29 protein-coding genes are annotated in these 26,693 nt (G+C 65.5%); 14 read left to right on the forward strand and 15 right to left on the reverse strand.

What is annotated here, in order from left to right; genetic code table 11:
- Positions 1-257 precede the first annotated feature (257 nt).
- Together M2333_RS00005 and M2333_RS00010 are read right to left on the reverse strand one after the other, a co-directional pair.
- Positions 258-1,721: a succinylglutamate-semialdehyde dehydrogenase gene (locus M2333_RS00005; protein ID WP_264610440.1), complete on the reverse strand. Its 1,464-nt coding sequence runs from the start codon at positions 1,719-1,721 to the stop codon at positions 258-260.
- Between the two features lie 67 nt (positions 1,722-1,788).
- Positions 1,789-3,216 (reverse strand): protein adenylyltransferase SelO family protein, encoded by a 1,428-nt coding sequence (locus tag M2333_RS00010; protein ID WP_264610441.1) that lies wholly within the window; start codon positions 3,214-3,216, stop codon positions 1,789-1,791.
- 37 nt (positions 3,217-3,253) lie between these two features.
- On the opposite strand from M2333_RS00010, the gene M2333_RS00015 reads away from it, so the two are divergent.
- The 4 genes from M2333_RS00015 to M2333_RS00030 all read left to right on the forward strand — a co-directional run bounded on the left by M2333_RS00015 (position 3,254) and on the right by M2333_RS00030 (position 6,988).
- Positions 3,254-4,120 (forward strand): alpha/beta fold hydrolase, encoded by an 867-nt coding sequence (locus tag M2333_RS00015; protein ID WP_264610442.1) that lies wholly within the window; start codon positions 3,254-3,256, stop codon positions 4,118-4,120.
- Positions 4,117-5,280, forward strand: coding sequence for a glycosyltransferase family 4 protein (locus M2333_RS00020; RefSeq protein WP_264610443.1), 1,164 nt, complete (start codon positions 4,117-4,119; stop codon positions 5,278-5,280). Before M2333_RS00015 ends, M2333_RS00020 begins: the two co-directional genes overlap by 4 nt.
- Before the next feature lie 98 nt (positions 5,281-5,378).
- A complete protein-coding gene (locus M2333_RS00025) occupies positions 5,379-6,782 on the forward strand; it encodes an NAD(P)H-dependent flavin oxidoreductase (RefSeq protein ID WP_264610444.1) in 1,404 nt (467 codons plus the stop codon).
- Positions 6,782-6,988 (forward strand): DUF2093 domain-containing protein, encoded by a 207-nt coding sequence (locus tag M2333_RS00030; protein ID WP_264571193.1) that lies wholly within the window; start codon positions 6,782-6,784, stop codon positions 6,986-6,988. The genes M2333_RS00025 and M2333_RS00030 overlap by 1 nt, the downstream gene beginning before the upstream one ends.
- A gap of 136 nt (positions 6,989-7,124) precedes the next feature.
- On the opposite strand, the gene M2333_RS00035 is transcribed toward M2333_RS00030, so the two are convergent.
- Complete coding sequence (locus tag M2333_RS00035) at positions 7,125-8,123, reverse strand: 2-hydroxyacid dehydrogenase (protein ID WP_264610445.1); 999 nt, start codon at positions 8,121-8,123, stop codon at positions 7,125-7,127.
- Positions 8,124-8,255: 132 nt separating this feature from the next.
- Between M2333_RS00035 and M2333_RS00040 the strand changes: the two genes are divergently transcribed.
- Positions 8,256-8,723, forward strand: coding sequence for an SH3 domain-containing protein (locus M2333_RS00040; protein WP_413716033.1), 468 nt, complete (start codon positions 8,256-8,258; stop codon positions 8,721-8,723).
- A gap of 54 nt (positions 8,724-8,777) precedes the next feature.
- Here M2333_RS00040 and eda read toward each other — a convergent pair whose 3' ends face one another.
- Genes eda through zwf form a run of 4 tightly spaced genes read right to left on the reverse strand, consistent with a single transcriptional unit; the run spans position 8,778 to position 13,648 of the window.
- Positions 8,778-9,395: a bifunctional 4-hydroxy-2-oxoglutarate aldolase/2-dehydro-3-deoxy-phosphogluconate aldolase gene (gene eda / locus M2333_RS00045; protein WP_264575077.1), complete on the reverse strand. Its 618-nt coding sequence runs from the start codon at positions 9,393-9,395 to the stop codon at positions 8,778-8,780.
- Positions 9,392-10,363 (reverse strand): glucokinase, encoded by a 972-nt coding sequence (locus M2333_RS00050; protein ID WP_264610446.1) that lies wholly within the window; start codon positions 10,361-10,363, stop codon positions 9,392-9,394. The genes eda and M2333_RS00050 overlap by 4 nt, the downstream gene beginning before the upstream one ends.
- Positions 10,360-12,189 (reverse strand): phosphogluconate dehydratase, encoded by a 1,830-nt coding sequence (gene edd, locus M2333_RS00055; protein ID WP_264610447.1) that lies wholly within the window; start codon positions 12,187-12,189, stop codon positions 10,360-10,362. The genes M2333_RS00050 and edd overlap by 4 nt, the downstream gene beginning before the upstream one ends.
- Positions 12,182-13,648 carry a glucose-6-phosphate dehydrogenase gene (zwf, locus tag M2333_RS00060; RefSeq protein ID WP_264587768.1) on the reverse strand — a complete coding sequence of 489 codons (1,467 nt, stop codon included), beginning with the start codon at positions 13,646-13,648 and terminating at the stop codon, positions 12,182-12,184. The genes edd and zwf overlap by 8 nt, the downstream gene beginning before the upstream one ends.
- A 344-nt stretch (positions 13,649-13,992) precedes the next feature.
- On the opposite strand from zwf, the gene M2333_RS00065 reads away from it, so the two are divergent.
- Positions 13,993-15,312 (forward strand): MFS transporter, encoded by a 1,320-nt coding sequence (locus tag M2333_RS00065; protein ID WP_264610448.1) that lies wholly within the window; start codon positions 13,993-13,995, stop codon positions 15,310-15,312.
- 107 nt (positions 15,313-15,419) lie between these two features.
- On the opposite strand, the gene M2333_RS00070 is transcribed toward M2333_RS00065, so the two are convergent.
- On the reverse strand, positions 15,420-15,797 hold the full coding sequence (locus M2333_RS00070) for a helix-turn-helix domain-containing protein (protein ID WP_319801104.1): 378 nt from the start codon (positions 15,795-15,797) through the stop codon (positions 15,420-15,422).
- A gap of 126 nt (positions 15,798-15,923) precedes the next feature.
- Here M2333_RS00070 and M2333_RS00075 point away from each other — a divergent pair, with 126 nt between their 5' ends.
- Positions 15,924-16,499 (forward strand): FMN-dependent NADH-azoreductase, encoded by a 576-nt coding sequence (locus M2333_RS00075; RefSeq protein ID WP_264610449.1) that lies wholly within the window; start codon positions 15,924-15,926, stop codon positions 16,497-16,499.
- Between the two features lie 15 nt (positions 16,500-16,514).
- On the opposite strand, the gene gpmA is transcribed toward M2333_RS00075, so the two are convergent.
- Complete coding sequence (gpmA, locus tag M2333_RS00080; protein WP_181560499.1) at positions 16,515-17,201, reverse strand: 2,3-diphosphoglycerate-dependent phosphoglycerate mutase; 687 nt, start codon at positions 17,199-17,201, stop codon at positions 16,515-16,517.
- Between the two features lie 109 nt (positions 17,202-17,310).
- Positions 17,311-17,613 (reverse strand): hypothetical protein, encoded by a 303-nt coding sequence (locus tag M2333_RS00085; protein WP_264571182.1) that lies wholly within the window; start codon positions 17,611-17,613, stop codon positions 17,311-17,313.
- Positions 17,614-17,694: 81 nt separating this feature from the next.
- On the opposite strand from M2333_RS00085, the gene M2333_RS00090 reads away from it, so the two are divergent.
- Positions 17,695-18,411, forward strand: a complete 717-nt coding sequence (locus tag M2333_RS00090; RefSeq protein ID WP_264610450.1) for a dienelactone hydrolase family protein — start codon at positions 17,695-17,697, stop codon at positions 18,409-18,411.
- A gap of 90 nt (positions 18,412-18,501) precedes the next feature.
- Here the strand turns inward: M2333_RS00090 and M2333_RS00095 are convergent, their stop codons facing one another.
- On the reverse strand, positions 18,502-19,659 hold the full coding sequence (locus tag M2333_RS00095) for a M14-type cytosolic carboxypeptidase (protein WP_264610451.1): 1,158 nt from the start codon (positions 19,657-19,659) through the stop codon (positions 18,502-18,504).
- The gene (locus M2333_RS00100) at positions 19,656-20,333 is read right to left on the reverse strand and encodes a hypothetical protein (protein ID WP_264610452.1); all 678 of its coding nucleotides are present in this window, start codon (positions 20,331-20,333) and stop codon (positions 19,656-19,658) included. Before M2333_RS00100 ends, M2333_RS00095 begins: the two co-directional genes overlap by 4 nt.
- Positions 20,334-20,562: 229 nt before the next feature.
- Here M2333_RS00100 and ykgO point away from each other — a divergent pair, with 229 nt between their 5' ends.
- Entirely contained in the window at positions 20,563-20,688 is a 126-nt protein-coding gene (gene ykgO / locus M2333_RS00105) for a type B 50S ribosomal protein L36 (RefSeq protein ID WP_008069451.1), read from the forward strand.
- Positions 20,689-20,770: 82 nt separating this feature from the next.
- Here ykgO and M2333_RS00110 read toward each other — a convergent pair whose 3' ends face one another.
- Positions 20,771-21,313 carry a TetR family transcriptional regulator gene (locus M2333_RS00110; protein WP_264610453.1) on the reverse strand — a complete coding sequence of 181 codons (543 nt, stop codon included), beginning with the start codon at positions 21,311-21,313 and terminating at the stop codon, positions 20,771-20,773.
- A gap of 75 nt (positions 21,314-21,388) precedes the next feature.
- Between M2333_RS00110 and M2333_RS00115 the strand changes: the two genes are divergently transcribed.
- A complete protein-coding gene (locus M2333_RS00115; protein WP_181560494.1) occupies positions 21,389-22,435 on the forward strand; it encodes an aromatic ring-hydroxylating dioxygenase subunit alpha in 1,047 nt (348 codons plus the stop codon).
- Positions 22,436-22,457: 22 nt separating this feature from the next.
- Here M2333_RS00115 and M2333_RS00120 read toward each other — a convergent pair whose 3' ends face one another.
- Positions 22,458-22,736 (reverse strand): GNAT family N-acetyltransferase, encoded by a 279-nt coding sequence (locus M2333_RS00120; RefSeq protein ID WP_264610454.1) that lies wholly within the window; start codon positions 22,734-22,736, stop codon positions 22,458-22,460.
- A 10-nt stretch (positions 22,737-22,746) separates the two neighbouring features.
- Complete coding sequence (locus M2333_RS00125; protein ID WP_264585657.1) at positions 22,747-23,367, reverse strand: GGDEF domain-containing protein; 621 nt, start codon at positions 23,365-23,367, stop codon at positions 22,747-22,749.
- Between the two features lie 225 nt (positions 23,368-23,592).
- Between M2333_RS00125 and purE the strand changes: the two genes are divergently transcribed.
- The 4 genes from purE to M2333_RS00145 all read left to right on the forward strand — a co-directional run bounded on the left by purE (position 23,593) and on the right by M2333_RS00145 (position 26,661).
- Positions 23,593-24,069 (forward strand): 5-(carboxyamino)imidazole ribonucleotide mutase, encoded by a 477-nt coding sequence (purE, locus tag M2333_RS00130; protein ID WP_264586054.1) that lies wholly within the window; start codon positions 23,593-23,595, stop codon positions 24,067-24,069.
- Between the two features lie 8 nt (positions 24,070-24,077).
- Entirely contained in the window at positions 24,078-25,166 is a 1,089-nt protein-coding gene (locus M2333_RS00135) for a 5-(carboxyamino)imidazole ribonucleotide synthase (protein WP_264610455.1), read from the forward strand.
- 2 nt (positions 25,167-25,168) lie between these two features.
- Positions 25,169-25,666: a dihydrofolate reductase gene (locus tag M2333_RS00140; protein WP_181560489.1), complete on the forward strand. Its 498-nt coding sequence runs from the start codon at positions 25,169-25,171 to the stop codon at positions 25,664-25,666.
- 68 nt (positions 25,667-25,734) lie between these two features.
- Positions 25,735-26,661, forward strand: a complete 927-nt coding sequence (locus M2333_RS00145; RefSeq protein ID WP_264573490.1) for a bifunctional riboflavin kinase/FAD synthetase — start codon at positions 25,735-25,737, stop codon at positions 26,659-26,661.
- The last annotated feature ends 32 nt before the right edge of the window (positions 26,662-26,693 follow it).

Consider the following 26,693-nt stretch of genomic DNA (forward strand, 5'->3'; position numbering starts at 1 on the left):
CCCTCGGGCTGCAGTGCTTCGATACGGCTCTTCGATATGCGCCTGCGGCGCTACTCAGACCCTACTCAGCACGAACGGTGAGGGTTGGGGGGGGGGAGGGTTTGCCGTACCATGCTTGCCATGCACACGCTGTATCTGAGCGGTTGAGAAGGATGTCCGGGCGTTCAAATTTGGCGGAGACGTCTCCCGTCCTCTTCAGAGGGGGGCAAAGGCTGCTTTCCGCAACCATGCAGGCCAATTATCAGAGAGCCTTCACTTCACCGATCCGCCACAATCGCGCGCAGACCTACGCCGATTGTCGCGCGGGGCTGGGGCATTTCGGATGAGGCGACGGGGTAGGCGCAGTGGTCGGCCATATAATGGCCGCCGGGGCGGTGATTGCCTGACAGGCCGGTACCGCCGACCGGTGCGTTGGGCGCGAGCGCATAAGTGGGTCGGTTCCAGTTGACGATGCCGGCGCGGCTGTTGGCCCAGAAGCGATCATAATGTTCGGGGCCACCGCCGATCAGCGTCGCGGACAGGCCGTGGCGGGTGCTGTTGGCTTCGATGATCGCCGCGTCGAAGCTGGCGACGCATATGACCTGCAAGATCGGGCCGAACAGTTCCACGTCGCTGCGCGGTGCCATGGCCGTCACGTCGATGATGCCGGGCGTGACGAAGGGCAGGCCTTCGACCGGGCGCTGCATGTGCCGGATCGGGCGGCCGCCATGGCTCATCAGATAAAGGAAGCTCTCCGTGAGGCCGTCGGCGGCCTCCATGTCGATCACCGGCCCCATGAAGGGGAGTGGATCGCCGGTCGGCGGGCCGACGATCAGGCGATCCGTCAGCGCCTTCACCGCGTCGAGCAGCGGCTCGGCGAGGGTATCGCGCACGATGAGGCGGCGGGCGGACAGGCAATGCTGCCCGCTCATGTCGAAGGCGGACTGGACGATGAGCGCGGCGGCGCTGGCGATGTCCGGCGTGTCCCAGGCGATGATCGGATTGTTGCCGCTCATTTCCAGGGCCAGCAGCTTGCCGGGCTGGTCGGCACAGGCGCGGTTGATGGCGCGGCCGGTGCGGGTCGATCCGGTGAAGAGCACGCCGTGAACGTCCGGCGCGGCGGCCAGCGCTTCGCCGATCGCCGGGCCACCAATCACGCATTGCACCTGATCGTGCGGCACACCGGCCTCATGCAGCAGGCGCACCAGCATTTCGCCGGTGGCGGGCACCTTCTCCGAGGGCTTGAAGAGCACACCATTGCCTGCAAGCAACGCCGGCACGATATGATCGACCGGAATGCGCGCGGGCAGGCAGTGCGGGGTGATGATGGCGAGCAAGCCATGGGGCTTGTGGCGCAGGGCCGTGCGGGCGCCCATCGCGCCTTCGCTTTGCCGCTGGCCCGTGCGTTCGGAATAAGCTTGCACGGCCTTCTCGACCCGCTCGAAAAGGCTGATCACCTCTTGCCGCGTGGACCAGAGCGGTCGCCCGGTTTCGCGCGAGATCAGGGTCGCGAAGGCCTCCTCACTGGCGCGCACGGCATTGGCGAAGCGGCGCATGGTCTCTATACGGACAGCGGAGGAGAGGCCTGCCCATGCGGTCCATTGGTGCGCCACCAGCGCGATCTGCGCGGCGGGGTCGGCCTCCTGCCCCTGCCAGACGACCTCGCCCGTCGCCGGATCGAGCGATTCGAGGACGGCAGGCTCGTGGGGAGCCTCGGTGGCATGAAGCGGGGCGTGCAACATGCAGCGGCTATGCGGCGCAATTAGTTTCCAGCGGATTTACGACGCGCGCGCCGGAGCGCGCATCGGCTTACGCGCTGCGCGAGGCGAGTGGCTGACCGGGCACTGGGCCGTGCGCCGCCCCCATGGCGCGGATTGCCTCGATCTCGGCGTAAAGCGGGGCCCAGTCATCGCGCTCGGCGATGGACGCCCAGAGGGCCTCGACTTCCTCGATGTGCATCGAGCAGGGCGCATCGCCGTGCCAATACGGGTGGTCACCGGCGCCGGGCCGTAGGGTGAGGGATTCGCGCGCGGCCCGCACCTCGTCCCACGCTGCGCCCGAATAACGCGATTCGGCATGGTCGCCACGTCGCCAATCGAAGAAGAAGCGGTCGATGAGTACATCGCTGCCGCGCAGCGCCTCGACAGCGGCGACTACGAAGGCGCGGCCGGCCTGCGCGTCTGGCGCGGTCAGGCCCAGCCGCCAAAGGAACCGCTCGATCAGGCGATTCTCATAAATGGCCGGGAAACGCCGAAGCACCTCGACCAGCGCCTCCGTCTCCGCATGCTCCACGAGCGATTGCGCCAGTTGCGCGACATCCCAGTGGATAGCCTCAGCCTGGCGGGCGAAGGCATAGAGGCCGGTCTGGTCGAAATAGGCGGCGGTAAAGCCCGGCTCCCAGCGCGGGGTGAAGCGCCATGGCCCATAGTCGAAGCTCTCGCCCGTGACCGCGATGTTGTCGCTGTTGAGGACGCCATGGACGAAGCCGGCGACCATATAGCTCGCGGCGAGATCGGCCGTGCGCGTGACGACCGCCTCCAGCAGCGTGAGCGCGGGCACCTCGCCCGGCTCCACCGCCAGCAGATGGCGCAGGCAGTAGTCGATCAGCCGTGCGCTCTCCTCGCGCTGGCCGAGATAGGCGAGCCGCTGGAAGCTGCCGATGCGGATGTGGCCGTGGCTGAGCCGCACCATTACCGCCGAGCGGGTGGGGGAAGGCTCGTCGCCGCGCACCAGCGGCTCGCCGGTTTCGACGATCGAGAAGGTGCGCGAGGTGGTGACGCCCAGCGCTTCCAGCATTTCGGTCGCGAGGATTTCGCGCATGCCACCCTTGAGGGTCAGGCGGCCGTCCGCCGTGCGGCTCCAGGGCGTGCGGCCCGAGCCCTTGGTGCCCAGATCCAACAATCGGCCGCCTGCAGGCGCGGCCTCCCGCATCTGGGCGAACAGAAAGCCGCGCCCATCGCCGAGATCGGGATTGTAAGTGCGGAACTGGTGACCGTGATAGCGCAGGGCCAGTGGCTCCGGCTGCGCGCCGGACAGGGGCGTGAAGCAGCCGAAATGGCTGATCCATTGCGCATCGTCGAGCGCCGCCAGCCCCACCGTGCTGGCCGCGCGATCATTGCGGAAGCGCAGGATCGTCTGCGGGAAATCCGCCGGCTGCACGGGGTCGGCCAGAAAATCCGCAATTGAAGCTATTGCGCGTTCCGGATGAAATATGTCTGTCTTAAGCGCTGCGTCCATGCTCTGATATGGGGGGCGCCCCGGGAAAGGATCAAGCTTGTCGGGCTATGAAGACAAATATTGGTGGTCGCAGGACAATTTACGGCTGCATTACCGGGACTATCCGGGCCGGGAGGATCGGCCGCCGATCCTGTGCCTGCCAGGCCTGACGCGCAACGTCCGTGACTTCGAGCCGGTGGCGGAGCGGCTGGCCGGCGAGTGGCGCGTTATCGTGGTGGAACTGCGCGGACGCGGCGAGAGCGCTTACGCCAAGGACCCGATGAGCTATGTGCCGCTGATCTATCTGCAGGATCTGCTCAAGCTGATCGATGAGCTGGCCCTGCCGCGCTTCGTGGGAGTCGGTACGTCGCTCGGCGGGATCATGCTGATGCTGATCGCGGCGACCCGGCGCGGGAGCCTTGCGGGCGCGCTGCTCAACGATATCGGGCCGGAGATTGCCGAGGAAGGGCTGGAGCGCATCCGGCAAGGGGTGGGTACCGGTAGCGCGCAGCCTACCTGGGTTCACGCGGCGCGGGCGGTGGCGGATGTGCAGGGGGTGATCTACCCCGATTACAAGCTGACCGACTGGCTGCGCATCGCCAAGCGGCTATATCGACTGACGAGCCAGGGGCGCATCGTGCTGGATTATGACCAGCGCCTCGCCGAGCCGTTTCGGGCGCCCGGCGGTGCGGCGGGCGTCGACCTGTGGCCGGCGTTCGAGGCGATCGGCGACATCCCGCTCACCTTGGTGCGCGGCGCGCTCAGCGATCTGCTGACCGTCCAGACGGCGCAGGCGATGCAAGCGCGCCTGCCGCAGCTCGATCTGGTGACCGTGCCGCGGGTGGGCCATGCACCCACGCTGGAAGAGCCAGAAGCGGTGGCGGCGCTCGACAGGCTGCTCGACCGGATCAGTGGGAAGCCATGACGCGGCGGGCGGCCCGGTGCGATCTCTCCCGCGAGCCGCTGCGCGTGCTGCAAATTCACCGCAGCTTCGATCTGGGCGGCAAGGAAGTGCGCCTTGCCCGGCTGATGAATCATTGGGGCGCGCGGATGCAGCACGACATCCTGCTGGGCGCGCCGGGCGCCACTACCGCGCAAGCCTTGCTCGACCCCACGCTGAAGGTGCGCTTTCTCGATTCGCCCGCGCTGGAGGGGCCCGCGACCTTCGGCCGGTTCAACGCGCTGGCCAAGGCGATGCGCGGCTATGACCTCATCCTGAGCTTCAATTGGGGTGCGATCGACGGCGTCATGGCGCACCGTCTCTTCCGGCGGCTGCGCTGCCTGCCGCCGCTGATCCATCACGAAGAGGGCTTTGATGTGGACGAGGCGTTCGTCCGCCAGGCCGCTCGCAACCGCTATCGCCAGATCGCCTTGCAAGGCGCGCGGGCGCTCGTCGTCCCGTCGGCGCAGCTGGCGCATATCGCTCAGGCGGAGTGGCGGCAGCCCGCCGAGAAAGTCCACCAGATCCCCAACGGGCTGGATGTCGCCGCCTATGAGGGCACCCGGCCGGTCACTGCGATTCCCGGGCTGGTACCGGACGGGCGGCTGATCGTGGGCACCGTCGCCAATCTGCGTGCGGTCAAGAACCTGCCCCGGCTCGTCCGGGCGGTGGCGCCGCTGCGCGACCGGCTGCGCCTGGTCATCGTCGGTGACGGGGAGGAGCGGGAGGCGATCCTTGCGGAGGCGGAGCGTCAGGGCATGCACGATCTGCTGATGCCCGGAGCCCTGCCGCGCCCGCAGGATTATGTCGGCGCCTTTGATATTTTCGCATTGTCCTCCGATAGCGAGCAGTTCCCCACTGCCCTGATGGAGGCGATGGCGGCCGGCCTGCCGGTGGTGGCGACCGACGTCGGCGATACGCTCGGCATGGTCGCGCCGGACAACCGGCCCTTCATCGTGGCCCCGGATGCGACCGATGATTTTCAGGCTGCCCTTGCAGAACTGGCCGGGGATGCCGATCTGCGTCGGACCATCGGCGCAGCCAATCGCGACAGAGCGAGGCGCTGTTTCGATGAAGCCGTGATGATCCAGCTCTACGCCCGGCTCTATGGTGAGGCGGTCGGTAACGAACTGGCGTTATTTTGAGTTTTGTGGCATTTTAGCACTTGGTTTGAGGAAAATGCTGGTAAAGGCGCTCGTGGCTGGCTTGCGAAGCTGGCCGATGGGGCACTGAGGAGTTTCATTTGTTCAAGGGCTTGAAGCCGATCGTCTATGGCGGTCGCGAGGTGTGGCCGGTTATCGAAGGCGGCAAGGGCGTTGCGGTCTCCAATCACATGAGCTCCGGGGCATGGGCTGCCGCTGGCGGCATCGGCACCGTGTCGGCCGTGAATGCGGACAGCTATGATGCCGACGGCAATGTCATCCCGCAAATCTACCATGGCCGCACGCGCCAGCAGCGCCATGAAGAGCTGATCGCCTACGCCATCGAAGGTGGTGTGGAGCAGGTGAAGCGCGCTTATGAGATGGCCGGCGGCAAGGGCGCCATCAACATCAACGTGCTCTGGGAAATGGGCGGCGCGCAGGCCGTGCTGCAAGGCGTGCTGGAGCGCACCAAGGGCATGGTCGCAGGCGTGACGTGCGGGGCCGGCATGCCCTACAAGCTCAGCGAAATTGCTGCGCAGCATCAGGTCAGCTACCTGCCGATCGTCAGCTCCGGTCGCGCTTTCCGCGCGCTGTGGAAGCGGGCCTATCACAAGGCTGCGGAATGGCTGGGCGCGGTTGTCTATGAAGATCCGTGGCTGGCCGGTGGCCATAATGGCCTTTCCAATGCGGAAGACCCGACCAAGCCGGAAGATCCCTATCCCCGCGTGAAGGCGCTGCGCGACACGATGCGCGAGGGCGGCATCAGCGACGAAGTGCCGATCGTGATGGCCGGTGGCGTCTGGTATCTGCGGGACTGGAGCGACTGGATCGACAATCGGGAGCTGGGGGCGATTGCCTTCCAGTTCGGCACCCGTCCGCTGCTCACCCAGGAAAGCCCCATTCCGCAGGCCTGGAAGGAGAAGCTGATGACGCTGGAGGAAGGCGACATCCTCCTCCACCGCTTCTCGCCGACCGGCTTCTATTCCTCCGCGATCCGCAATCCCTTCCTCCGCGATCTCGAAGCGCGCTCGGAGCGGCAGATTGCCTTCTCCATGGAGGAAGCGGGCGACCACAACCATCAGCTCGATGTCGGCATCAAGGGCCGCAATTACTGGGTGACTCGCAACGATCTGCTGCGCGCCCGTGAGTGGGTGCTGCAGGGCTATGAGACTGCGCTCAAGACGCCCGACAACACGCTGGTCTTCGTGACCGACGAGGACCGCGCCGTGATCCGCAAGGATCAGGCCGATTGCATGGGCTGCCTCTCGCATTGCGGTTTCTCGTCGTGGAAGGACCATGACGATTATTCGACCGGTCGCCTTGCCGATCCGCGCAGCTTCTGCATCCAGAAGACCCTGCAGGACGCAGTGCATGGCGGCGATGTCGACAAGAACCTGCTGTTCGCCGGCCATGGCGCCTATCGCTTCAAGCAGGACCCCTTCTACTCCAACGGGTTCGTGCCGACCGTGAAGCAACTGGTCGACCGCATCCTCACCGGGGATTGATGAGCATGATGCGCACGCCGGACATGCCGGGCCTCGCCATCCTCAAATATCGCGCGGCGGATTATCAGGTGGTCCGCTCGGGCCGCTTCGTGATCTGCGCGGTGAGCGGGGTGGAGATTCCGCTCGGCGAACTCGCTTACTGGAGCGAAGCGCGGCAGGAAGCCTATCGCAGCGCGATCGAGGCGACGAAGGCGCTTGCGGGTTAATCCGGTTCAATTGCCGCTTGAATTCTCGTCGCCCCGGACTTGATCCGGGGCCTCGCTGCCTTTTGGGGTGAGCGAAGAAGAAGCGGGATCCCGGATCAAGTCCGGGATGACGTGAGGTGAGGAGCGCGCTGTTCGCTCAAACCCAGCCTTCGAGAATCTGATCCGGCGGCCGGTCGCCGCCGACCCACATGCGGATGTTGGCGATCACCCGTTCGCCCGAGGCGATGCGGCCCTCGAAGGTCGCCGAGCCCATATGCGGGGTCATCACCACATTGGGCAGAGCGAGCAGGCGCGGGTCGATCTGTGGCTCGAACTCCCACACATCGAGGCCGGCGCCGGCAAGCTGCCCGGCTTCCAGCGCTTCGATCAGTGCCTCTTCATCCACGACGCCACCGCGCGAGGCGTTGATGAGGTAGACATGGGGACGCAATAGCCCGATGCGGCGCCGGTCGATGAGGTTCTCGCTCTGCGCATTGCGCGGCGTGTGGATCGTCAGGATGTCGATGCTGCGCAGCATCTCGTCGAGGTCGGGGTGCCAGATCGCATCCACTTCCTGCTCCGCCACCTCGGGCAGGCGCTGGCGATTATGGTAGTGGATGGAGAGGCCGAAGGCGCGGGCGCGGCGGGCGACGGCGCGGCCGATGCGGCCCATGCCGACGATGCCGAGCGCCTTGCCGCCGATGCGGTGACCGAGCATGTTGCTGGGGCTCCAGCCGGTCCACTCGCCGGAGCGCACCAGCTTCTCGCCCTCGGCCAGGCGGCGCGGCACCGAGACGATGAGCGCCATGGTCATGTCCGCCGTGTCCTCGGTCAGCACGCCGGGCGTATTGGTGACGATGATATTCTTCGCGCGGGCGGCGGGCAGGGCGATATGGTTCACGCCGGCGCCATAATTGGCGATCAGCTGCAGAGCATCGCCTGCGCACGCGATCAGATCGGCATCGAGATCGTCCGTCACCGTGGGCACCAGCACGTCGCACTGCTGCATGGCCTCATGCAACTCGGCGCGGGTCATAGGATGATCGTCGACATTGAAGCGGGCGTCGAACAGTTCGCCCAGCCGGGCTTCCACCGCTTGCGGCAGACGCCGTGTCACGATCACGCGGGGCGAAGCGGGCCGGGGACGCCTGGACATGTGGCGGGAATGCTCAGGCGAGCGCGGAAAGGCAAGCGGCAATTCGCGCAAGGCTGCTTCCGGTTGATGCCATGCGGTGGCCGTGGCAGAAGCGGACCTTATGGTGTGGGCATTTTCCGGGAGATCGATGGCATGAACGCGCGCGGGCTGTTGATGGCTTTTGCGGCGCTGGCCTTGGGTGCTGCCGGCGCGCAGGCGCAAACCGGTCGCCCGACACCCTATTGGGCCTCACTCTCCAAGGGGGAGGCCAAGATGCGCGTGGGGCCAAGCGCGGACTATCCGGCGAGCTGGATCTACCGCCAGCGCGACCTGCCGGTGAAGGTGGTCGAGGTCTATACCAATTGGCGAAAGATCGAGGATCCGGACGGCACGCAGGGCTGGATGCATGTGCGGCTGCTCAAGGATGAAGCGACCGCGATCGTGAAAGATGGCATTGCCCAGATGCGCGACGGCCCCTCCGAGAGCGCCCGCCTGCTGTTCCGCCTGGCGCCGGGCGTCGTGGGGCGGCTCTCCGGCTGCTCGGACGGCTGGTGCGCCATGGAGGTGAACGGCCGGCGCGGTTATGTGCAGGCCGCGAGCCTGTGGGGCGCGCTGGACTGACGGACACCTCGGCGTGGGCGTGCCCATCAAGGCACGCCAGCGGCGCCTCTCCGATTATCGCGGAAGCGTCGCAGCTTCCCTCGCCAGCGCTTCTATGGCTGCGGGATCGAGCGGCCCCTTGGGCACAACCCAGCTTCCGCCCACGCAGCCGACGAAGGATTGAGCCAGCCATTCCGGCGCATTGGCCGCGGTGATGCCGCCGGTCGGGCAGAAGCGCACGCCGCCGAACGGCGCCGCCAAGGCTTTGAGCGCGGGCAGGCCGCCGCTGGTCGAGGCCGGGAAGAATTTGAAGCGCTCAAGCCCGAGATCCAGTCCGCGCATGATGTCCGCCGCCGTAGCGACGCCGGGGAGCAGGGTGGCCCCATTGGCGATCGCGGCCTTGCCGAGCGGCTCGGTGAGGCCGGGCGACACGATGAACTGCGCGCCCGCCTCCAGCGCCTGATCGAGCTGCCGGGGGTTGAGCACGGTGCCGGCCCCGACCACGGCGCCGGGGACCTGCGCCATTTCGCGCATCACCTCGAGCGCGACTGGGGTGCGCATGGTGACCTCGAGGGCCGGCAGGCCCCCGGCGACCAGCGCCTGCGCCAGCGGGACGGCATCGGCCACGGACTCCACGATCAGCACCGGAATCACCGGCGCCAGCGCCATTACATCATCGACAGTCATGCTCATGCTTTCTTCTCCCGCCATGCAGCGGCGGCGCCATAAAGGCCAATTTCAGGATGGGTTGCCAAGCGAACCGGAACGGTTCTCATCAGGGCTTCAAAGCGACCCTTTGCGGTGAAACGATCATGGAAGGCACTCTTGTTCACGAGGAAGTCGCGCATCCGTTGCGTCAGTCCGCCGGCCAGCACCACATGATGCGGCCCTTGCGCCAGTGCGAGGTCGCCGGCCGTGGCGCCATAGCTCATGCACAGGCGCTCCAGCGCCGTGCGGGCGAGGGGGTTGCTGCCCTCCAGCGCGGCGGCCCACAGGTCCGCGTCGTTCATCAGCGTGACCGGCGCCTGGCTGATCGTCGCCAGCGCCCGGTAGAGTGTATTGAGCCCCGGTCCGGAGACGATCCGCTCCGTCGAGACCCGCACGAGATCGGTGCGCAATTGTGCGAGAATGCGGCCCTCCAGCGCGTCGAGCGGGGCAAAATCCACATGGCCGCCCTCGGTCGCGACGATATGCGGCATGCCCTCGTCAAAGGCGATCATCGCCACGCCAAGACCGGTGCCGGGGCCAAGAATGGTCACCGAGCCATTTTCAGGAAAAGCCTCGTCCGGTCCGAACAGCAGCGGCAGATCGCTGAGCGGCAGCCGCGCAATGGCGTGGGCCACCGCCTCGAAGTCATTGACCAGCCGCACCGCCGCAACGCCGAGATCATCGGCCAGCTGGGCGGGACGGATGATCCAGCTTGAGTTGGTGAGCTTGATGACCTCCCGCCCGATGGCCGTGGCGAAGGCGATGGAGACCCTCTCCGGTGCTGGCGCATCGTCATCGGCCAGAAAGGCCTGCCAGCAGCTTTGCAGGCTGGCATGATCCGAGACCTTGTACTTGCGCACGGTGCCCAGCGTGGGCACGCCGCGCGCATCGAGCGTGGCACGGGCGAAGCGGGCATTGGTGCCGCCAATGTCGGCGGCGACAAGATCGGTCATAGTTCCGCATCCATGGCTGCCAGCAGCGGCGAGGCGCCGGCTTCCGCCAGATCGCTATTATGGCGGAACAGGGCGAACAGTTCCCGACCGGTGTCATAGGGCGGCGGTGGCGCATCGGCCTGATCGCGCGCATCCCATTCCGCGGCATCCACCTTTGCTTCCAGCGTGCCGCTCTCGGCGCAGACTCGGACGATGTCGCCATCGCGCAGCTTGCCGATGGGGCCACCGCCCAGCGCCTCGGGCGAGAGGTGAATGGCCGCCGGCACCTTGCCGCTCGCGCCGGACATGCGCCCGTCGGTCACCAGAGCGACCTTGAAGCCCTTGTCCTGCAACACGCCCAGCGGCGGGGTGAGCTTGTGCAGCTCTGGCATTCCATTGGCGCGCGGCCCCTGGAAGCGCACGACAACCACGACGTCCCGATCCAGCTCGCCCGCCTTGAATGCGGCCATGACCTGATCCTGATCGGAGAACACACGGCACGGCGCCTCGATGGTCCAGCGTTCGCGGTCCACGGCGCTGGTCTTCATGATGCAGCGGCCGAGATTGCCGGCGAGCAGCCGCATCCCGCCATCCGCGCTGAACGGATTGGAGAGCGGGCGCAGGATGGCCTCGTTGCCCGGCGCAGTCGGCGGCTCGTCCCAGACGAGCGCGTCATTTTCCAGCGTCGGCATCCGGCCGTAATCGGTGAGGTCGGCGCGGGCGACGGTCATCACGTCCCGGTGCAGCAGGCCGCCGCGCAGCAGTTCGGTGATGATCCAGGCCATGCCGCCTGCGGCGTGGAAGTTGTTTACGTCATCCGCGCCATTGGGGTAGACGCGCGCCAGCAAGGGCACCGCGGCGGAGAGATCGGCGAGATCCGTCCAGTCGATGACGATCCCCGCGGCCCGCGCGATGGCGGGCAGGTGGATGGCATGATTGGTCGATCCGCCGGTCGCCAGCAGGCCCACGGCGGCATTCACGATCGCCTTTTCATCGATGCACTTGCCGAGCGGGCGATAATCATCGCCATCCCACCCTATGGAGGCGACACGATGCACAGCGGCGCGGGTCAGCTCGCTGCGCAGCTTGGTGCCGGGATTGACGAAGGCAGCGCCGGGCATGTGCAGTCCCATTACTTCCATCATCATCTGGTTGGTGTTGGCCGTGCCGTAGAAGGTGCAGGTGCCCGCGCCATGATAGCTGGCGCTCTCGCTCTCCAGCAGTTCCTCGCGCCCCACCTTGCCCTCGGCATAGAGCTGGCGGATGCGCTGCTTCTCCTTGTTGGCGAGGCCCGAAGGCATCGGTCCGGCGGGGACGAAGATCGTAGGCAGGTGGCCAAAGCGCAGCGCGCCCATCAGCAGGCCGGGCACGATCTTGTCGCAGATGCCGAGCATCAGCGCGCCCTCGAACATCGCATGGCTGAGCGCCACGGCGGTTGCGAGCGCGATGGTGTCCCGCGAAAACAGCGAGAGCTCCATGCCGGCGAGGCCCTGCGTCACGCCGTCGCACATAGCGGGCACGCCGCCCGCGACCTGCGCCGTGGCGCCCACTTCCCGCGCCGCGATCTTGATCGCCTCGGGGTAGCGGCCATAGGGCTGATGTGCCGAGAGCATGTCGTTGTACGCCGTGACGATGCCGATGTTCATGGCATTGCCGGCGCGGATCGCCGGCTTGTCCTCACCGCTCGCGGCAAAGCCATGGGCGAGGTTGCCGCAGGAGAGCCGATCGCGGTTGGTGCCGGCATCGCGCCCGCGCTCGATGAGGTCGAGATATTTGCGGCGGCTGACCGCGCTGCGCTGGACGATGCGCTGCGTGACGGCGGCGACGGTGGAATTGAGATCAGTCATACCAGCTTGCTCCATCGCGCTCGATCAAGGCAATGCCAGCCGAGGGCCCCCATGTGCCGGCAGCATAATGCACGACCTGCTGGCCGGATTCCTGCCAGCTTTGGGTGATGGAATCGATCCAGGTCCACTGCGCTTCCACCTCGTCGCGGCGCACGAACAATGTGGTGTCGCCTTCCAGCAGATCCAACAGCAGCCGCTCATAGGCGATCCGTCGGCGCTCACCGGCAAAGGCGTGTGTGAGCGAGACGTCGAGGCCGACTTCCTGCAGCTTCACGCCATCCCGGTCGAGCCCCGGCCGCTTGGCCATGATGCACAGGCGGATGTTCTCGTCCGGCTGCAGGCGGATGATCAGCGAATTGGGCTCCAGCGCGCGATCATAGCCGTTGCGGCGGAAAATGCTGTGCGTCACCGGCTTGAACTGGATGAGAATTTCCGACTGGCGGTTGGGCATACACTTGCCGGTGCGCAGGTAGAACGGCACGCCCGTCCAGCGCCAATTGTCGATATGGGCCTTCAACGCCACGAAGGTCTCGGTATCGCTCTCCTTGCCCAATTCCTCTGCATAGCCGGCGATGATCTTGCCCTTCACCGCGCCGTCCCGATACTGGCCGCGCACGCTGTGGGTGCGGACCGTTTCGGGCGTCATCGGCCGCAGCGAGCGCAGCGCCTTCACCTTCTCGTCGCGCACCGAGGTGGAATCCATCCGCGCGGGCGGCTCCATGGCGATGATCGAGAGGATTTGGAGCATGTGGTTTTGCACCATGTCCTTGAGCGCGCCGACGCCGTCATAATAAGAGACGCGGCCCTCCAGCCCCACCGTCTCGGCGACGGTGATCTGGACATGATCGATGGCGCCCCCGTTCCACAGCGGCTCGAACAGGCGGTTGCCAAAGCGCAGCGCCATCAGGTTCTGCACCGTTTCCTTGCCCAGATAATGGTCGACGCGGAAAATCTGCTCTTCATCGAACAGGTCGCCAATGGCGTCGTTCACCACCTTGGACGAGGCGAGATCCTTGCCGATGGGCTTTTCCATGGCGATGCGGGTGTGCGCATCGACCAGACCAGCGGCTGCGAGGCCCTGAGCGGTGGGCGCAAAGAGCGAGGGCGGGGTGGACAGATAGACCGCGATGGGGCCATCGCCGAGCGCCTTCGCCCGTTTCGCCAGCGCATCGAAATGCGCCTGTTCGCCGGCGGACACGGCGCAATAGCTGATCTTTTCAAGAAAGGCGGTAACGCGCGCCTCATCATGATGCTCATCGGCGAGATAGGTCGCCAGCGCCTTGCGGATGGTGTCACGAAAGGCCGCGTCATCCATCTCGGACCGGCCGGAGGCGAGGATGTTGAACGGCTCGGGCAGCAGCCCGTCGCACAGCAGATGATAGAGCGAAGGAAACAGCATCCGGTGCGCCAGATCGCCGGTGGCGCCGAACAGGATGAGTGTCGCGGACTTTTCGAACAAGACTGGGGACCCTTCGTGGCCTGATGAATTGCGCACCTGAGCGGGACATTACAGGCGCACGACTTTGGTGCAACCGCACAATCGGACCCGTTTTCGATGAAAGCGCAGGGGGCCGCTCCATCCTTCCGTGCTCGCGCAGGGCCGGAATTCCCTCGGCCGGCTCTATGGGAGGCAGCCGCAAGGCATTGTTCGCCGGCGCAAAATCTTACCTCGCGCGCGGTTGGTCACGGTGAATTCCGGCTTGCCAGACGGGCAGCGGTTCCGCAGGAGCGCACATGCGGCGGGGGCGGTTCTCATCATTCGACCCTCGAAGACAGACCGACCAGCCTTCGGGGGAGAGATACATGGCGCAGTCCCATGCAGACGGGCAGCGGATCGACATCGAGACCATTCTGGACCGACCTTACGGGGCCTGGCGCTGGTACATCTTTGCGCTCTGCGGCATCGCCATGGCGATGGAGGGCTTCGACATGTACATGCTCGGGGCCATCGTGCCGGCTCTTGCTGCGGGTCTTGCTGTCGAGCCGGCCGCGATTTCCGCCGTGTTCGTGGCGCAGGGCATCGGCCTGGCCCTGGGCTACGCCTTCATCGCACCGCTGGCAGATCGGGTTGGACGCAAGCCGATCGTCATTCTGTGCGTGCTCGGCTTCGGCCTCGTCACGCTTGTCACGGCCCTGGCATCGACCCTGACGGCGGTCTCGCTTCTGCGGCTGGTCGCTTTTGCGTTTTTCGGCGGCATCACGCCCAACATCATCGCAATGGTGGCGGAGATTTCGCCGCGCCACATCCGTCCTCGCCAGATCATTCTGGTCACCGCCTGCTTCGCATTCGGTTCGGCGATGGGCAGCGCGCTTGCGCCTCTCATTGTTCATCGGCTCGATTGGTGGGGCGCGTTTCTGGCGGGTGGCGCCGCACCGCTGCTGCTCCTGCCAGTGCTGATCTTCACCCTGCCTGAATCTCCCCGCTTTCTTGTCACCGCCGGGCGCAGCACTGCACAGGTCAACCGCGTCCTGCGGCACATCACGCGCCACGTCAGCGACACGGCCCATTATTTTCTTGATGAGCCGCCAGCCGGGCGGGCGTCACTCAAGTCCGTCTTTGCCGAGGGGCGGCTCGCCATGACGCTCTTGTTCATGCTGGCGGGCGGCATGATGATGTTCGTCGGCAATGCCGTGGCCTCCTGGGCGCCGACCTTCTGGCACATGCAAGCCGGCTTTCCGATGGCGGATGCGGCAGCGTTGTTTGCCCTTTCCTCCGTCGGCGCGATCGTGTGGCCGTTCATCATGATCGCGCTGGTCGGCTGGATCGGCGTCAAGCGCACCCTGCTCTTCTGCTATTTCGCGGGCGGCATTTCGATGCTCGTCTACATGGTCCAGCCGTTCACGCCGGCACTGGCCGCCTTCATGGCGATTGCCTTCGGCGCCTTCGTGGTCGGCTCGATCAGCGGGCTCTATGCTTTCATCTCCGCGGCCTATCCCACGCAGATCCGCTCCACGGCGCTTGGCTGGACGGCCGGGGCGGGGCGACTGCTGGCGATCATCGGGCCGGCGACCGGGGGCTGGCTGCTGGCGCAGGGTGTTGGACCGTTCGGCGTGGCGCTGGCCTTCGGGCTGCCGCTGTTCGTCGCGGGGATCGCCGTGGCGTTCGTCCGCAGCAAGGCATAGGACCACCACAGTGCTCCTCCGAAGGCAGGAGCCCATGGCTCAGATGCCGGGCCTTGCCGCCCGAGGCTCCTGCCTTCGCAGGAGCACTTTGTATGATGTAGAGCGCCTCAGCCCTCCTGCAGGCGATCGAACCGCTCCCGATGGGCGTCGATCTCTTCGCGATGCATCTGCGCCCATTTGCCGAGGCGGATCGCCTCGCGGGCCAGCGAATGGCCGAGCGGGGTGAGGGCGTAATCCACCTGCGGCGGGGTGGTCGGATGGACGGTGCGATTGACCATGCCATCCCGCTCCAGCGCGCGCAGCGTGCGGGTGAGCATCTGCTGCGAGATACTGCTCACCTCCCGCCGGATCTGGTTGAAGCGCATCGTGCCATCACCCAGTGCTGCCACCACCGGCAATGTCCACCGGTCGCCGAAGCGCGCGAGGGTCTGCGTGATCCGCATGCACTCCTTGTGCGACGTCACGGTGAGGCGGGTGGTGGTCATATCCATGTGACTAGGTCTCGAAAAAATGCGTTCTTGTTGGTTCTAGAGGTCCACCCTAGCTGGTTGCAAACAGAAACTGATCTTCCCGATCCGTCTCTCAACAGCAATTTTACGAAAGGGCCGACCATGACCGTGTTGCATATCGATTCCAGCATTCAGGGCGAAAACTCCATCACCCGCCAGATTTCGGCAGCCATCGTCGAGCGCCTCACGGCGGAGCAGTCCGGAGCGGACGTGCGCTATCGCGATCTCGCCGCCCAGCCGCTGCCCCACCTGACGCTGCCCGGCTTCGGCACGGACGAGGCGGCGGCCGTGCTGGCGGAATTCCTGGCTGCGGACACGGTCGTGATCGGCGCACCGATGTACAATTTCACCATTTCCACCCAGCTCAAGGCGTGGATCGACCATATCGCGGTGGCCGGCAAGACCTTCCGCTATGACGAAAGCGGCAATGCCATCGGCCTGGCGGGTGACAAGCGCGTGATCGTCGCCCTCTCGCGTGGCGGTTTTTACGGCGCGGGCACGCCTGCCGCCGCTGTCGAACATGCGGAGAGCTATCTGCGCGCCGTCTTCGGCTTCATCGGTATTGTGCCCGAATTCATCGTGGCGGAAGGCGCTGCCGTCGGCCCCGAACATCGCGCGGCCGGTATCGAGGCGGCGCTGGCCGCCGTCGATCAGCTTGAGGTGAAGGTGGCGGCCTGACCGGCCGCCTAACCCTTACCGCTCAGACAGATAATAACGGTCCTTCGCGGAAAGATCGTCGGCCAGCTCATAGATAATGGGCTGGCCGGTCGGGATTTCGAGGCCCGTAATCTCGTCGTCGGGGATGTTCGAGAGGTGCTTGACCAGCGCGCGCAGTGAATTGCCATGCGCTGAAATGAGCACGCGCTTGCCGGCCTTCAGTTCGGGGGCGATCCGGCCCTCCCAATAGGGCAGCACGCGCGCGATGGTATCCTTGAGGCTCTCCGTCGCCGGGATGGCGATGCCGGCATAGCGCCGGTCCTTGCTCAGGTCGAATTCGCTGCCGGCCTCCAGTGGCGGCGGCGGCACGTCGAAGCTGCGGCGCCAGATCTTCACCTGCTCATCGCCATGCTTGGCTGCCGTCTCGGCCTTGTCGAGGCCCGTCAGGCCACCATAATGCCGCTCGTTGAGCCGCCAGTCCTTTTCCACCGGCAGCCAGAGCCGCTGCATTTCCTCGAGCGCCAGATTGAGCGTCTTGATCGCGCGGGTCTGCAGCGAGGTGAAGCACTGGTCGAAATCGAGGCCCTTGTCCCGCATCAGCGCGCCGGCAGCCTTGGCTTCGGCAGCGCCTTTCTCGGTCACGTCGACATCCCACCAGCCGGTGAAGCGGTTCTCCAGGTTCCAGGCCGACTGGCCATGGCGGATGAGGACGAGGGTGGGCATGAGGTCTTATCTCCCGATCTTCGGCGGTTTTACCGTTATCGGGCCTGATAGCGGGATTTGGTGTGAGCGCAATCCGTTCGGGCGGGTCTTGAAGACGCGCAGAGAGGCTTCAGGCGTGCTCGAGCGTCGCGGCGTGGCCACGCGCTTGAAGCGCTTTCAGCATCGTCTGATAATGCTGCACATAGCTCTGATAGGCGGCTTTCTCATCCGGGTGCATCGCCGTTGTGGCCTGCGCTTCGAATTGCTGGATCTGGCTCTGGAGAAAGCCCGGATCCCACAACGTCTTCATCTCGTAAACTCCCATATTGCTGGCAGAAAACTGCGCCGGGGCCGGTTGGTTCCGGCAAAAGCGACCGGCTGCGTTAAATGTTGAGAAACCACCGGCGCGGGCTGTCTTTTCGGCCGGGATCACTGCCGCAAGCGCCCTTGTCCGCCCGAGCACAATTCGCCATGGATGAGCGCATCATCCCATTGCAGCAAAGGAGCAGGAACCATGGCGATCACCCGCACTGTCCACCTTCATGAAGGCCCCGGCGGTCCCTTTGAATCGATGTTCGTCGGCGATGCGGATGCAGGCGATCAGCCGGGCGTGCTGCTGTTCCCTAACTTCATGGGCACCAAGGAATGGGATTTCGCCAAGGCGGAGACGGTGGCGGCACAGGGCTACAAGGTGCTGGTCGTCGACTATTACGGCCAGGGCAAGCGCGGCACGGACATGGAGAGTGCTGGCAAGCTGCTGCATGATTTCATGGCGGATCGGCAGGCGGTGAAGACCCGGCTGCTCGATGCCCTTGCGGAGCTTCGTGCGTTGCCGGGCGTGGATACCAGCCGGATTGGCGCCATCGGCTTTTGCGCGGGCGGCAAATGCGTGCTCGATCTTGCGCGCGCCGGGGCGGACATCAAGGCCGGCGTCTCCTTCCACGGCGTCTACGACGCGCCGCCATTCCCCAACGCGCCGATCACCGCCAAGCTGATGATCTGCGACGGTTGGAACGACAATCTCTGCCCGCCCGATGCCAAGCTGGCCCTGTGCAAGGAGCTGGCGGCCGCGGACGTGGACTTCCAGTTCACCACCTACAGCCGCACCGGCCACGCCTTCACGGCAGACGATGTGCCGCTGAATGCGGACCGCAGCTTCGGCTTCGAGCCCGAGACCAACCGGCGCAGCTGGCGCGCGGCGATGGACTTTTTGGACGATGAACTGGGGTGAAGTGAGCGGCAGCTCCTCACGCCCGGCATCCGTCACCTCGGGTCAAGCCCGGGGTGACGGCATTAGTCGGTTGCCTCGTGTCGACCGTTCTCAAATATCCCCGACCATCTCCGCCAGCGTGGCGAGGCAGTCGCGCGCGAGTTGCATGGAGCGCTCCGGGCTCCAGCCCTGGGCGGTGTCCGGCAGGTCGTCATTGTCCTTGAACGGCATTTCCAGCGTCATCGCCACCGCGCCGTAGCGCTCTGCGATCTGGGCGGTTGCCATGGAGAGATTGGCCTTGCCCGGCCGCGCCTCGGGATAGCCAAGGCGAGTCTGGAAGTCGGGCGTGCGGATGGCCAGCGTATCGCGATACCGCCGGAACAGCGCAAGCTGCGCGTCCTTGATCGAGGGGATGCCCTCAAACCCGGCAAGGAAGACGGCGGGGATCGCCTCGTCACCATGCACGTCCATGGCGAAGGCGACGCCGGTTTCGTCCATGCGATTGCGTACGCAAAGCACTTCCGGCGCGCGGTCGGCCTGCGGCTCGTGCCATTCGCGATTGAGATTGATACCCCGGGCATTGGTGCGCAGATGGCCGCGAAAGGCGCCATCGGGGTTCATGTTCGGCACGATGTAGAAGCGGCAGGCGGCACGCAAGGCGCGGGCATGGGCGTTGGTGGGGTCGGTCAGCATGTCGAGCGCCCCTTCCATCCACCATTCCGCCATCGTTTCGCCGGGATGCTGGCGCGCGATCAGCCAGACGGGCTTGTCGCCGCTCCCCAATTCCAGGCAATCGATCGGGCGCCCGTCCAGACTCTCGCCCAACTGGCGCACCGTTACGCCCTCGCAGGCTGCCGCCTGCGCCACGAGATCGTGATGCCGCTCCTGTGAGTAAGGCGCGAAATAAGCGAACCATGCGGCATCGCCGACGAGTGTGTAGTCGATGGTGAGGGTGCCGCCATCGACGCCGGGATCGTAGCGGCTGGCGGCACGGTCCCAGCGCTCGCGATCTTCCGATACGCAGGCGGCATAGCCGGGCCAGCCATCGGGATAGGAGGATTGTGCAAGGCCGGTGATGCGCAAGGTCAGGCGCGTGCCCGCCGGCGCGGCAGCGCGAAAGTGGAACCACTGGAAGAAATCGCTCTCATGATCCTTGTGGATGGAGAGAGTCGCGGTGGTGCCGTCGATGGCTTCGACGCGGATGTTGCCGCTATCGAAGCTGCTGTTGATGCGAAGGGGCGGAGTGCTGCCTGTCTGCTGTGCGGTCATGGCACCGTGATAGTCTCGCCGGACGTGCCGGGAAAGCCCTTGAACAGCGCATCGGCAAGGCGACCGACCACGAGGCCGGGCTGGGCGGCCGGCGTGCCTTCCTTGGCCTGCGTCTCAGCGCGACCTTCCCACACAACCACCTTGTCGCCCGCGCGGCGCAACTGCACGCGCATCCGGTTCACCACCACCGGCTTGGGTTTACCGGAGAGATTGATGCCGATGCCAAGGCCGACGCCGCTGCCATAAGAACCGGTCGATCCGCCCACGCCGACGCTCACCGGGGAGCGTGCGGGCAGGGGCGCGATCGTTTCCCGCCCCATGTCCACAACCGCCTCATATTGCGCTGCCCCTGCACCGGATGCGCCGGGCTGGAGGGGAGAGAAGCCCGTCCGCGCCAGCGTCGCGCTCACGGCGTTGGCGGCGGTGCGGAATTCGAGGCTGGCGCTATCGTCCGGATTGCCGGGCACGATGAGCACGCTTCCCTGCCGGGCGACGTCCGGCTGATGAAATCGGGTGACGTCGACCGGCCCGGTGGATGTCGCGCAGCCACCCAGGGCGAGCGCGCCGAGCACAATGGCCGCGACGCCGGCCTTGCGTGAGGCGAATCGCCGACGACCCTCGATGTGGGGAGTCGCCCGCCCATGGAGCGGCGGCATGGAAAAACTGCTCGTCATGGCCTTGCATCCCTTATCATCTGGCCATCTCTCTGAAATGGCCTCTCATCGGTCGAGTTTGCACCGGAAATGCTGCATGATGGCTTAACGGTTGTTCAGGAAAGCGGTTGCCGACATGAGGGGACGGGGGCTGCGCAAAACTTGCACCGCCGCCTTGACTTTCCGGGGACTGACCCATAGAGGCGCGGCTTCGAATTTTCCGTCACGCAAGAATCATTTGGACCCGATCATGAAGATCCGCAACTCGCTCAAGTCGCTCAAGGACCGTCACCGGGACAACCGCGTGATCCGCCGTCGTGGGCGCACCTACGTCATCAACAAGACGCAGCGTCGCTTCAAGGCCCGCCAGGGCTGAAGACGCGTGGCGGGGCGCTTTCGCCCTGCCTCTGCCGATCAGGCGCCCGGTCAGTTGCTGGCCGGGCGTTTTGGCGTGTCCGTCACGGCTGATCCGCACCTGCGCGTGTTCGCCAGCCGTCGATGAGAACATCCAGCGCCAGGATGAAGCTGTCCCGGTCCGCCGCGACCTGAACCGCGCGCAGCGTCGTCCAGCCCGTGACGAGCGCCTGGACGGACCGCTGCGCGACGGCGGCCCTCTCTGCGTTCAGGCCGAGCGCGGTCAACTCCTTCACGATCTGCCCGATCAGATGGTTGCCAGCCCCCCTCTGCGCGCGGGTGACGGCAATGAGCTGACGCGCATCGCGTATGGAAGTCTGCGCGTCCCACAAGGCGATGCCGAAATCATGCAGCCATGCCCACCAGCTTTCTGCCGGCGGCACCGAGTCGAGGCAGGCCTTGAAAATGGAGATGGACATGAGTGCGTGGAGGGCCTGCTTGTCCTCCACATGCCAGTAAAGCGATGAGACGCTGACGCTGAGCCGGGTGGCGATCTTCCGCAGGCTGACTGCCCCCAGCCCTTCTTCCTTCAGCAGCGCAATGGCTTCTTCGACGATCCCGTCCTGATCCAGCTTCGCGAATGACATGCTGCTCCCTTGACAGTTTGCCGGTGAAAAAGCATCAATCGCTAAACGAACGATGTTCGATTAGGAGCGGACCCTATGTATCCTTTCACCCCTGGCAGCTACGCGCCGCGCAACGGCTGGTACGTCGCCGCATTTGTGCGCGAAATCGGCGAGGATTTGCTCAGCCGGTGGATCCTCAACGAGCCGGTCGTTCTCTACCGCAAGGAAGATGGCACGGCCGTGGCGGTGGAGGGGCGCTGTCCGCACCGGCATTATCCCCTGGGCGCGAGCAAGCGCGTCGGCGATGCGATCCAGTGCGGCTATCACGGCATCACCTTCGATTCTTCGGGGGCCTGCACGATGGTGCCGAGCCAGAGCACCATTCCCGGTGTCTACAGGATCAAGAGCTACCCGTTGGTCGAGCGCGGGCTATGGGCGTGGATCTGGCCTGGCGATCCCGACAAGGCGGATGAGTCGCTCATCCCGACGCTGGACGAGATCGGTTTCAACATTCCCGGCATGATCCCGGATGCCTTTTATTCCATGCATGTCGATGGGCGCTATCAACTGCTCAACGATAACCTGCTGGACCTGAGCCATCTTGGCTATCTCCATGCTACATCGATCGGCACGCCCGATGATGCCGCGACGCCCGAAGTGCGCGACCTCAATGACCGTCGCCTGTCGAGCCGGCGGATCATGCGCGATACGCCGATGCCGCCTTATCATGATCGCAGCGTGCATGACGGGCTGGTCGATCGCATTTCCGGCATGGATTTCTTCTTCCCCGGCTTTCACGCGGGGATTGGTGAATCCCGCTATCCGCAGGGTCATGAGAAGGCCGGCGAGGTGCTCCACACCAGCCGGGTCTGGCATGCCGTCACCCCGGCGAAGAAGACCAGCTGCAACTACTTCTTTGCGATGAGCGCGCCGTCACAGGCGCGGGTGGACGACGCTCGCCGCCGTCTCGAGCCGGTGCTGGATGAGGACAAGTTCGCGACCGAGGAAATCGAGAAGATCATTTCCACGCTGGACGTCCTCCCGCCCGAGCTGATGCTCAAAAGCGACGGAACGGCGGTGCAGGGGCGGCGTATCCTCCAGGCGATGATGGACCGCGAGAAGGCCGAGCTAGAGGGAGCCTAACCGTGAGCGGACGGCGCGCGTGTCAGGCGGCGAGCAGGTCGCGCTGATCGGGGTGGCGCTCGAAATAGGTGACGACGTAGCTGCACACCGGCCGGATCTTGAGGCTGCGTGCGCGCGCATCGTCAAGCAGCCCGGCGACCAGATCGGCCGCGACGCCCTTCCCCCGCAAAGCCGGTGGGGTGAAGGTGTGCGTGATCGCCAGCGTGTCGCCATCGCGCTCATAGGTAGCGAAAGCGATCTCGCCGTCCACTATGATCTCGTATCGGTTGCGCTGGGCATTGTCCTGAACCGCGTGGGCCATGACCTGCTCCTTATTCTGCTGCCTCGGCAAAGGTGCTGCCGGGTCTTTTGGCAGCATACATCGCCATATCCGCGCGAGTAAGGGCGGAAAACTCCGTGTCACCTTGTTCGAGGGCCGTCCAGCCGACGGAAATAGACAGCGGCAGCATCACGCCCTCGTGCAAGCAGGCCGATTCCGCGATCATGCGCTGGAGCCGCCGGGTGGTTTCCTCCACGGCCTCAGGGTCAAGATCGTCCAGCAACAACGCGAACTCATCGCCGCCCATGCGGGCCGCGACGTCGGTGGACCGCAGTCCATTCGCGAGAAGGCGCGCCATATGCACCAGAGCGGCATCGCCGGCGCCATGGCCAAAGCGATCGTTGATCCGCTTCATCGAGTTCACATCGATGAACACCAGTGCGCATTTGCCTTCATGCCGTTCGAGCCGGTCCAACCGATCCCGAAGGCAGTTCATGAAATGCCGCCGATTGTAGAGCGGGGTGAGCGTATCGCGAATGACGAGTCGTTCAAGTTCCTTGTTGGCGGTTTTAAGAAGGGACAGCTCCCGGCGGAGTATATCCAACTCCTGCTCAAGCGCTGAAATGTCAGGTGCGGGAAGATCGAGTGCGACCGTCCGCGCAGTGGCTTCCATCAAAGCTCTATCTCCTGTGCGCGACCGCAGCATGTAACCCTGTGAGCTGGGTATAGTTCCAAGCTTTGCCTTTGTGCACTGCGGAACCCGCGTTCCGCCGTATGATCAGAGCGTTTTGACCGGTTGTGCGCCATGGCGCTGGTGTCTATGGGCTGAGACTTAAAGAGAAGTTTCCGGCCGGCGTTCCCGTTGACGCCAGGCAGCACGAGGACGGGGCGGCAAAGAATGGCGAAAATCGGTGTGATCATGGGCTCGCAGTCCGACTGGGACACGATGCGCCATGCCGTCGATGTTCTGCAAGACCTTGAAATTGAATGTGAAACGCGGATTGTTTCGGCTCACCGCACACCGGATCGACTCGTCGATTATGCCAAGACGGCAGCCGGCCGAGGTCTGCACGTCATCATCGCCGGAGCCGGCGGAGCGGCCCATTTGCCGGGGATGGTCGCGGCCATGACTCGCGTGCCGGTGCTAGGGGTTCCGGTGCAGTCGGCGACCCTCTCCGGCCTCGATAGCCTGCTTTCGATCGTGCAGATGCCGGGGGGCATCCCGGTCGGTACGCTGGCCATCGGCAAAGCAGGCGCCAAGAACGCGGGTCTGCTCGCAGCTGCAATATTAGCGAACAGCGACGCAGCGCTCGCCGATCGACTGGATGCATGGCGCGCGGCGCAAACGGATTCGGTGGCAGGCAGCCCGCAATGACCTCCCCCATGACGATTGCGCCCGGGTCGACCATCGGCATCGTCGGCGGCGGCCAGCTTGGCCGGATGATCGGCATGGCCGCGATCCAGCTTGGCTATCGGGTCCATATTTTCGCGCCCGAAGAGAGCGGCCCCGCGTCGGACATTGCAAGTGCGTGGACGCAGGCGCCCTATGAGGACGATGCCGCGCTCACGGCCTTTGCAGACGCGGTCGATATCATCACCTATGAATTCGAGAATGTGCCGAGCAACGCCGTCGCCTTGCTCCCCAAGCTCGGGCACGTCCGGCCCAATGCCCGCGCACTGGCGGTCGCGCAGGACAGGTTGCTGGAAAAGAGCTTCGTCGCCGGCCTTGGCGGACGGACGGCGCCCTATGCGCCCGTCTCCAGTGGCGCGGTGCTGCAGGATGCAATCGCGCGGATCGGCGCGCCCGCCATCCTCAAGACGACGCGCTTTGGCTATGACGGAAAGGGCCAGGTCCGCCTGATGAATGCGGCGCCCGAGACACTGGACAGCGCCTGGAACGCAATCGGCTGCAATCCGGCGGTGCTGGAAGGGTTCGTCACCTTCGACCACGAGTTTTCGGTGGTGCTCGTGCGCGGACAGGATGGCACCGTGCGCTTCTGGGATTCGCCGCATAATGTGCATGTCGACGGCATTCTCGCGACATCCACGCTGCCGGCTCCGGCGGTCGTGCTGGCGCAGGTGCCCGAAGCGCGGGCCATTGCCGCGCGCGTCGCCCAGGCTCTGGAATATGTTGGCGTGCTTACGCTGGAGTTCTTTGCCGGGGCCGCCGGGCCGATCTTCAACGAGATGGCGCCGCGTGTCCACAATAGCGGGCACTGGACTATCGAAGGCGCTGTCACCAGCCAGTTCGAGAATCACGTCCGCGCCATCTGCGGCCTGCCGCTCGGATCGACGGCGCTCGCCGCGCCGGCCGTCTCGATGCAGAACCTGATCGGAGACGAGGCCAATGAGTGGCAGGCGATTCTGGCCGACGAGACCGCGCATCTCCATCTCTACGGCAAGAACGAAGCACGCCCCGGCCGCAAGATGGGCCATGTGACGCGCGTGCATACAAGCGATAGCGCGGCATGACGATGGATGCGCGTCCAGAAATCGTGCTGCTGCTCGCCCGCGCCGACAATGGCGTGATTGGCAGCGAGGGCGACATTCCCTGGCGGATCCCCGGCGATCTCAAGCGCTTCAAGGCCATGACCATGGGCACGCCCATGCTGATGGGCCGCAAGACCTTCGACAGCCTGCCCGGGCTCCTGCCGGGTCGCCGCCACATCGTGCTCACCCGCGACACCGCGTGGCAGGCGGAAGGCGCAGAGGTGGTCCACAGTGTCGATGAAGCCCTTGCGGCCGCGCAGGCGCCGGTGCTGTCGGTGATTGGCGGTGCGGAAGTCTATCGGCTGTTCGAACCGCTGGCCGATCGGCTGGAGATCACGCAGGTACATCTCTCGCCGCCGGGCGACGCGCGCATCGATGCGCCCGATCCCGCTCGGTGGGAAGAGACGATGCGCGAGGATCACCCGGCGGAGGGCGCAGTCGCTGCCTTCAGCTACCGCACATTCCTGCGGCGCGGAGCCTGATCGCGGTGCGCATGCGAGCCGCCATCGGGGCTGGCGCCCGCGCGTCGCTCCCCCTATAGGCGCCCGCCATGGAACGGATCAGCAGCGATCAGCCGATACCGGCACATTTGCGCGGTGCCATCATTGCCCTCGGCAATTTCGACGGTTTTCACCGCGGCCACCAGGCCGTGGTCGGCCGGGCCGTGGAGCTGGCCCGTGCGCAGGGCCGTCCGGCCATTGTCGCGACCTTCGATCCGCATCCTATGCGGCTGTTCCGGCCGGATGCGCCCTTCTTCCGCCTGACCACGCTCGATCAGCGCGAGCGCCTGTTCGGCGAGGCGGGCGCGGATGCCATGCTGGTCTTCCACTTCACGGCTGAGCTGGCCTCGCACAGCGCGGAGGACTTCGTGGCCATGCTGGCGACGGAACTTGGCGCGGCGGGGGTGGTGACCGGCGAGGACTTCACCTTCGGGCGCGGGCGCTCGGGCAACGTCACCGCCTTGCGCACGCTTGGCGCGGTGCATGGCCTGGCGGCCGAGGCCGTGGCGCCGGTGCGCGACGAGCAGGGCGAGATCATCTCCTCCAGCCGCGTGCGCGAGGCCTTGCTGGCCGGTGACTGCGCCACGGCGACGGGCCTCCTCACGCGTCCTTTCGCGATTGCCGGCGAAGTCATCGATGGGGACAAGCGCGGCCGCACCATCGGCTTCCCCACCGCCAATATGGAGATGGGCCACTATCTGCGCCCGGCTTATGGCATCTATGCCGTGCGCGCACGGCTGCCCGATGGGCGAATCGTCTGCGGCGCGGCCAATCTCGGCATCCGCCCGACCTTCGTGCCGCCGCGCGAGCTGCTGGAGACCTATTTGTTCGATTTCTCCGGCAGCCTTTACGGCCAGACGCTGGAGATCGCCCTCATCGAACGGCTGCGGGGCGAGCGCAAGTTCGACAGCCTGGATGCGCTGGTCGAGCAGATGAGCGCCGATGTCGTGCGGGCGCGGATCATCCTCGGGGCCTAATCATGCCTTGTCACCGCGCAGGTCTCCGGCAA

Origin of the sequence: Sphingobium sp. B11D3B, from assembly GCF_025961735.1 — a bacterium.
Lineage (GTDB): Bacteria > Pseudomonadota > Alphaproteobacteria > Sphingomonadales > Sphingomonadaceae > Sphingobium.

What these genes read in the sequence shown, in the direction of transcription:
- M2333_RS00065 (WP_264610448.1), top strand. Translation starts at nt 13,993, where the DNA reads ATGGCGCAGTCCCATGCAGACGGGCAGCGGATCGACATCGAGACCATT.
- gpmA (WP_181560499.1), bottom strand. Translation starts at nt 17,201, where the DNA reads ATGCCCACCCTCGTCCTCATCCGCCATGGCCAGTCGGCCTGGAACCTG.
- M2333_RS00040 (WP_413716033.1), top strand. Translation starts at nt 8,256, where the DNA reads ATGAACGCGCGCGGGCTGTTGATGGCTTTTGCGGCGCTGGCCTTGGGT.
- M2333_RS00140 (WP_181560489.1), top strand. Translation starts at nt 25,169, where the DNA reads ATGGATGCGCGTCCAGAAATCGTGCTGCTGCTCGCCCGCGCCGACAAT.
- M2333_RS00090 (WP_264610450.1), top strand. Translation starts at nt 17,695, where the DNA reads ATGGCGATCACCCGCACTGTCCACCTTCATGAAGGCCCCGGCGGTCCC.
- M2333_RS00070 (WP_319801104.1), bottom strand. Translation starts at nt 15,797, where the DNA reads ATGACCACCACCCGCCTCACCGTGACGTCGCACAAGGAGTGCATGCGG.
- M2333_RS00050 (WP_264610446.1), bottom strand. Translation starts at nt 10,363, where the DNA reads ATGACCGATCTTGTCGCCGCCGACATTGGCGGCACCAATGCCCGCTTC.
- M2333_RS00110 (WP_264610453.1), bottom strand. Translation starts at nt 21,313, where the DNA reads ATGTCATTCGCGAAGCTGGATCAGGACGGGATCGTCGAAGAAGCCATT.
- M2333_RS00075 (WP_264610449.1), top strand. Translation starts at nt 15,924, where the DNA reads ATGACCGTGTTGCATATCGATTCCAGCATTCAGGGCGAAAACTCCATC.
- M2333_RS00145 (WP_264573490.1), top strand. Translation starts at nt 25,735, where the DNA reads ATGGAACGGATCAGCAGCGATCAGCCGATACCGGCACATTTGCGCGGT.
- eda (WP_264575077.1), bottom strand. Translation starts at nt 9,395, where the DNA reads ATGAGCATGACTGTCGATGATGTAATGGCGCTGGCGCCGGTGATTCCG.
- M2333_RS00125 (WP_264585657.1), bottom strand. Translation starts at nt 23,367, where the DNA reads ATGGAAGCCACTGCGCGGACGGTCGCACTCGATCTTCCCGCACCTGAC.
- M2333_RS00135 (WP_264610455.1), top strand. Translation starts at nt 24,078, where the DNA reads ATGACGATTGCGCCCGGGTCGACCATCGGCATCGTCGGCGGCGGCCAG.
- M2333_RS00005 (WP_264610440.1), bottom strand. Translation starts at nt 1,721, where the DNA reads ATGTTGCACGCCCCGCTTCATGCCACCGAGGCTCCCCACGAGCCTGCC.
- edd (WP_264610447.1), bottom strand. Translation starts at nt 12,189, where the DNA reads ATGACTGATCTCAATTCCACCGTCGCCGCCGTCACGCAGCGCATCGTC.
- M2333_RS00035 (WP_264610445.1), bottom strand. Translation starts at nt 8,123, where the DNA reads ATGTCCAGGCGTCCCCGGCCCGCTTCGCCCCGCGTGATCGTGACACGG.
- M2333_RS00100 (WP_264610452.1), bottom strand. Translation starts at nt 20,333, where the DNA reads ATGACGAGCAGTTTTTCCATGCCGCCGCTCCATGGGCGGGCGACTCCC.
- ykgO (WP_008069451.1), top strand. Translation starts at nt 20,563, where the DNA reads ATGAAGATCCGCAACTCGCTCAAGTCGCTCAAGGACCGTCACCGGGAC.
- M2333_RS00010 (WP_264610441.1), bottom strand. Translation starts at nt 3,216, where the DNA reads ATGGACGCAGCGCTTAAGACAGACATATTTCATCCGGAACGCGCAATA.
- M2333_RS00115 (WP_181560494.1), top strand. Translation starts at nt 21,389, where the DNA reads ATGTATCCTTTCACCCCTGGCAGCTACGCGCCGCGCAACGGCTGGTAC.
- purE (WP_264586054.1), top strand. Translation starts at nt 23,593, where the DNA reads ATGGCGAAAATCGGTGTGATCATGGGCTCGCAGTCCGACTGGGACACG.
- M2333_RS00095 (WP_264610451.1), bottom strand. Translation starts at nt 19,659, where the DNA reads ATGACCGCACAGCAGACAGGCAGCACTCCGCCCCTTCGCATCAACAGC.
- M2333_RS00120 (WP_264610454.1), bottom strand. Translation starts at nt 22,736, where the DNA reads ATGGCCCACGCGGTTCAGGACAATGCCCAGCGCAACCGATACGAGATC.
- M2333_RS00020 (WP_264610443.1), top strand. Translation starts at nt 4,117, where the DNA reads ATGACGCGGCGGGCGGCCCGGTGCGATCTCTCCCGCGAGCCGCTGCGC.
- M2333_RS00030 (WP_264571193.1), top strand. Translation starts at nt 6,782, where the DNA reads ATGAGCATGATGCGCACGCCGGACATGCCGGGCCTCGCCATCCTCAAA.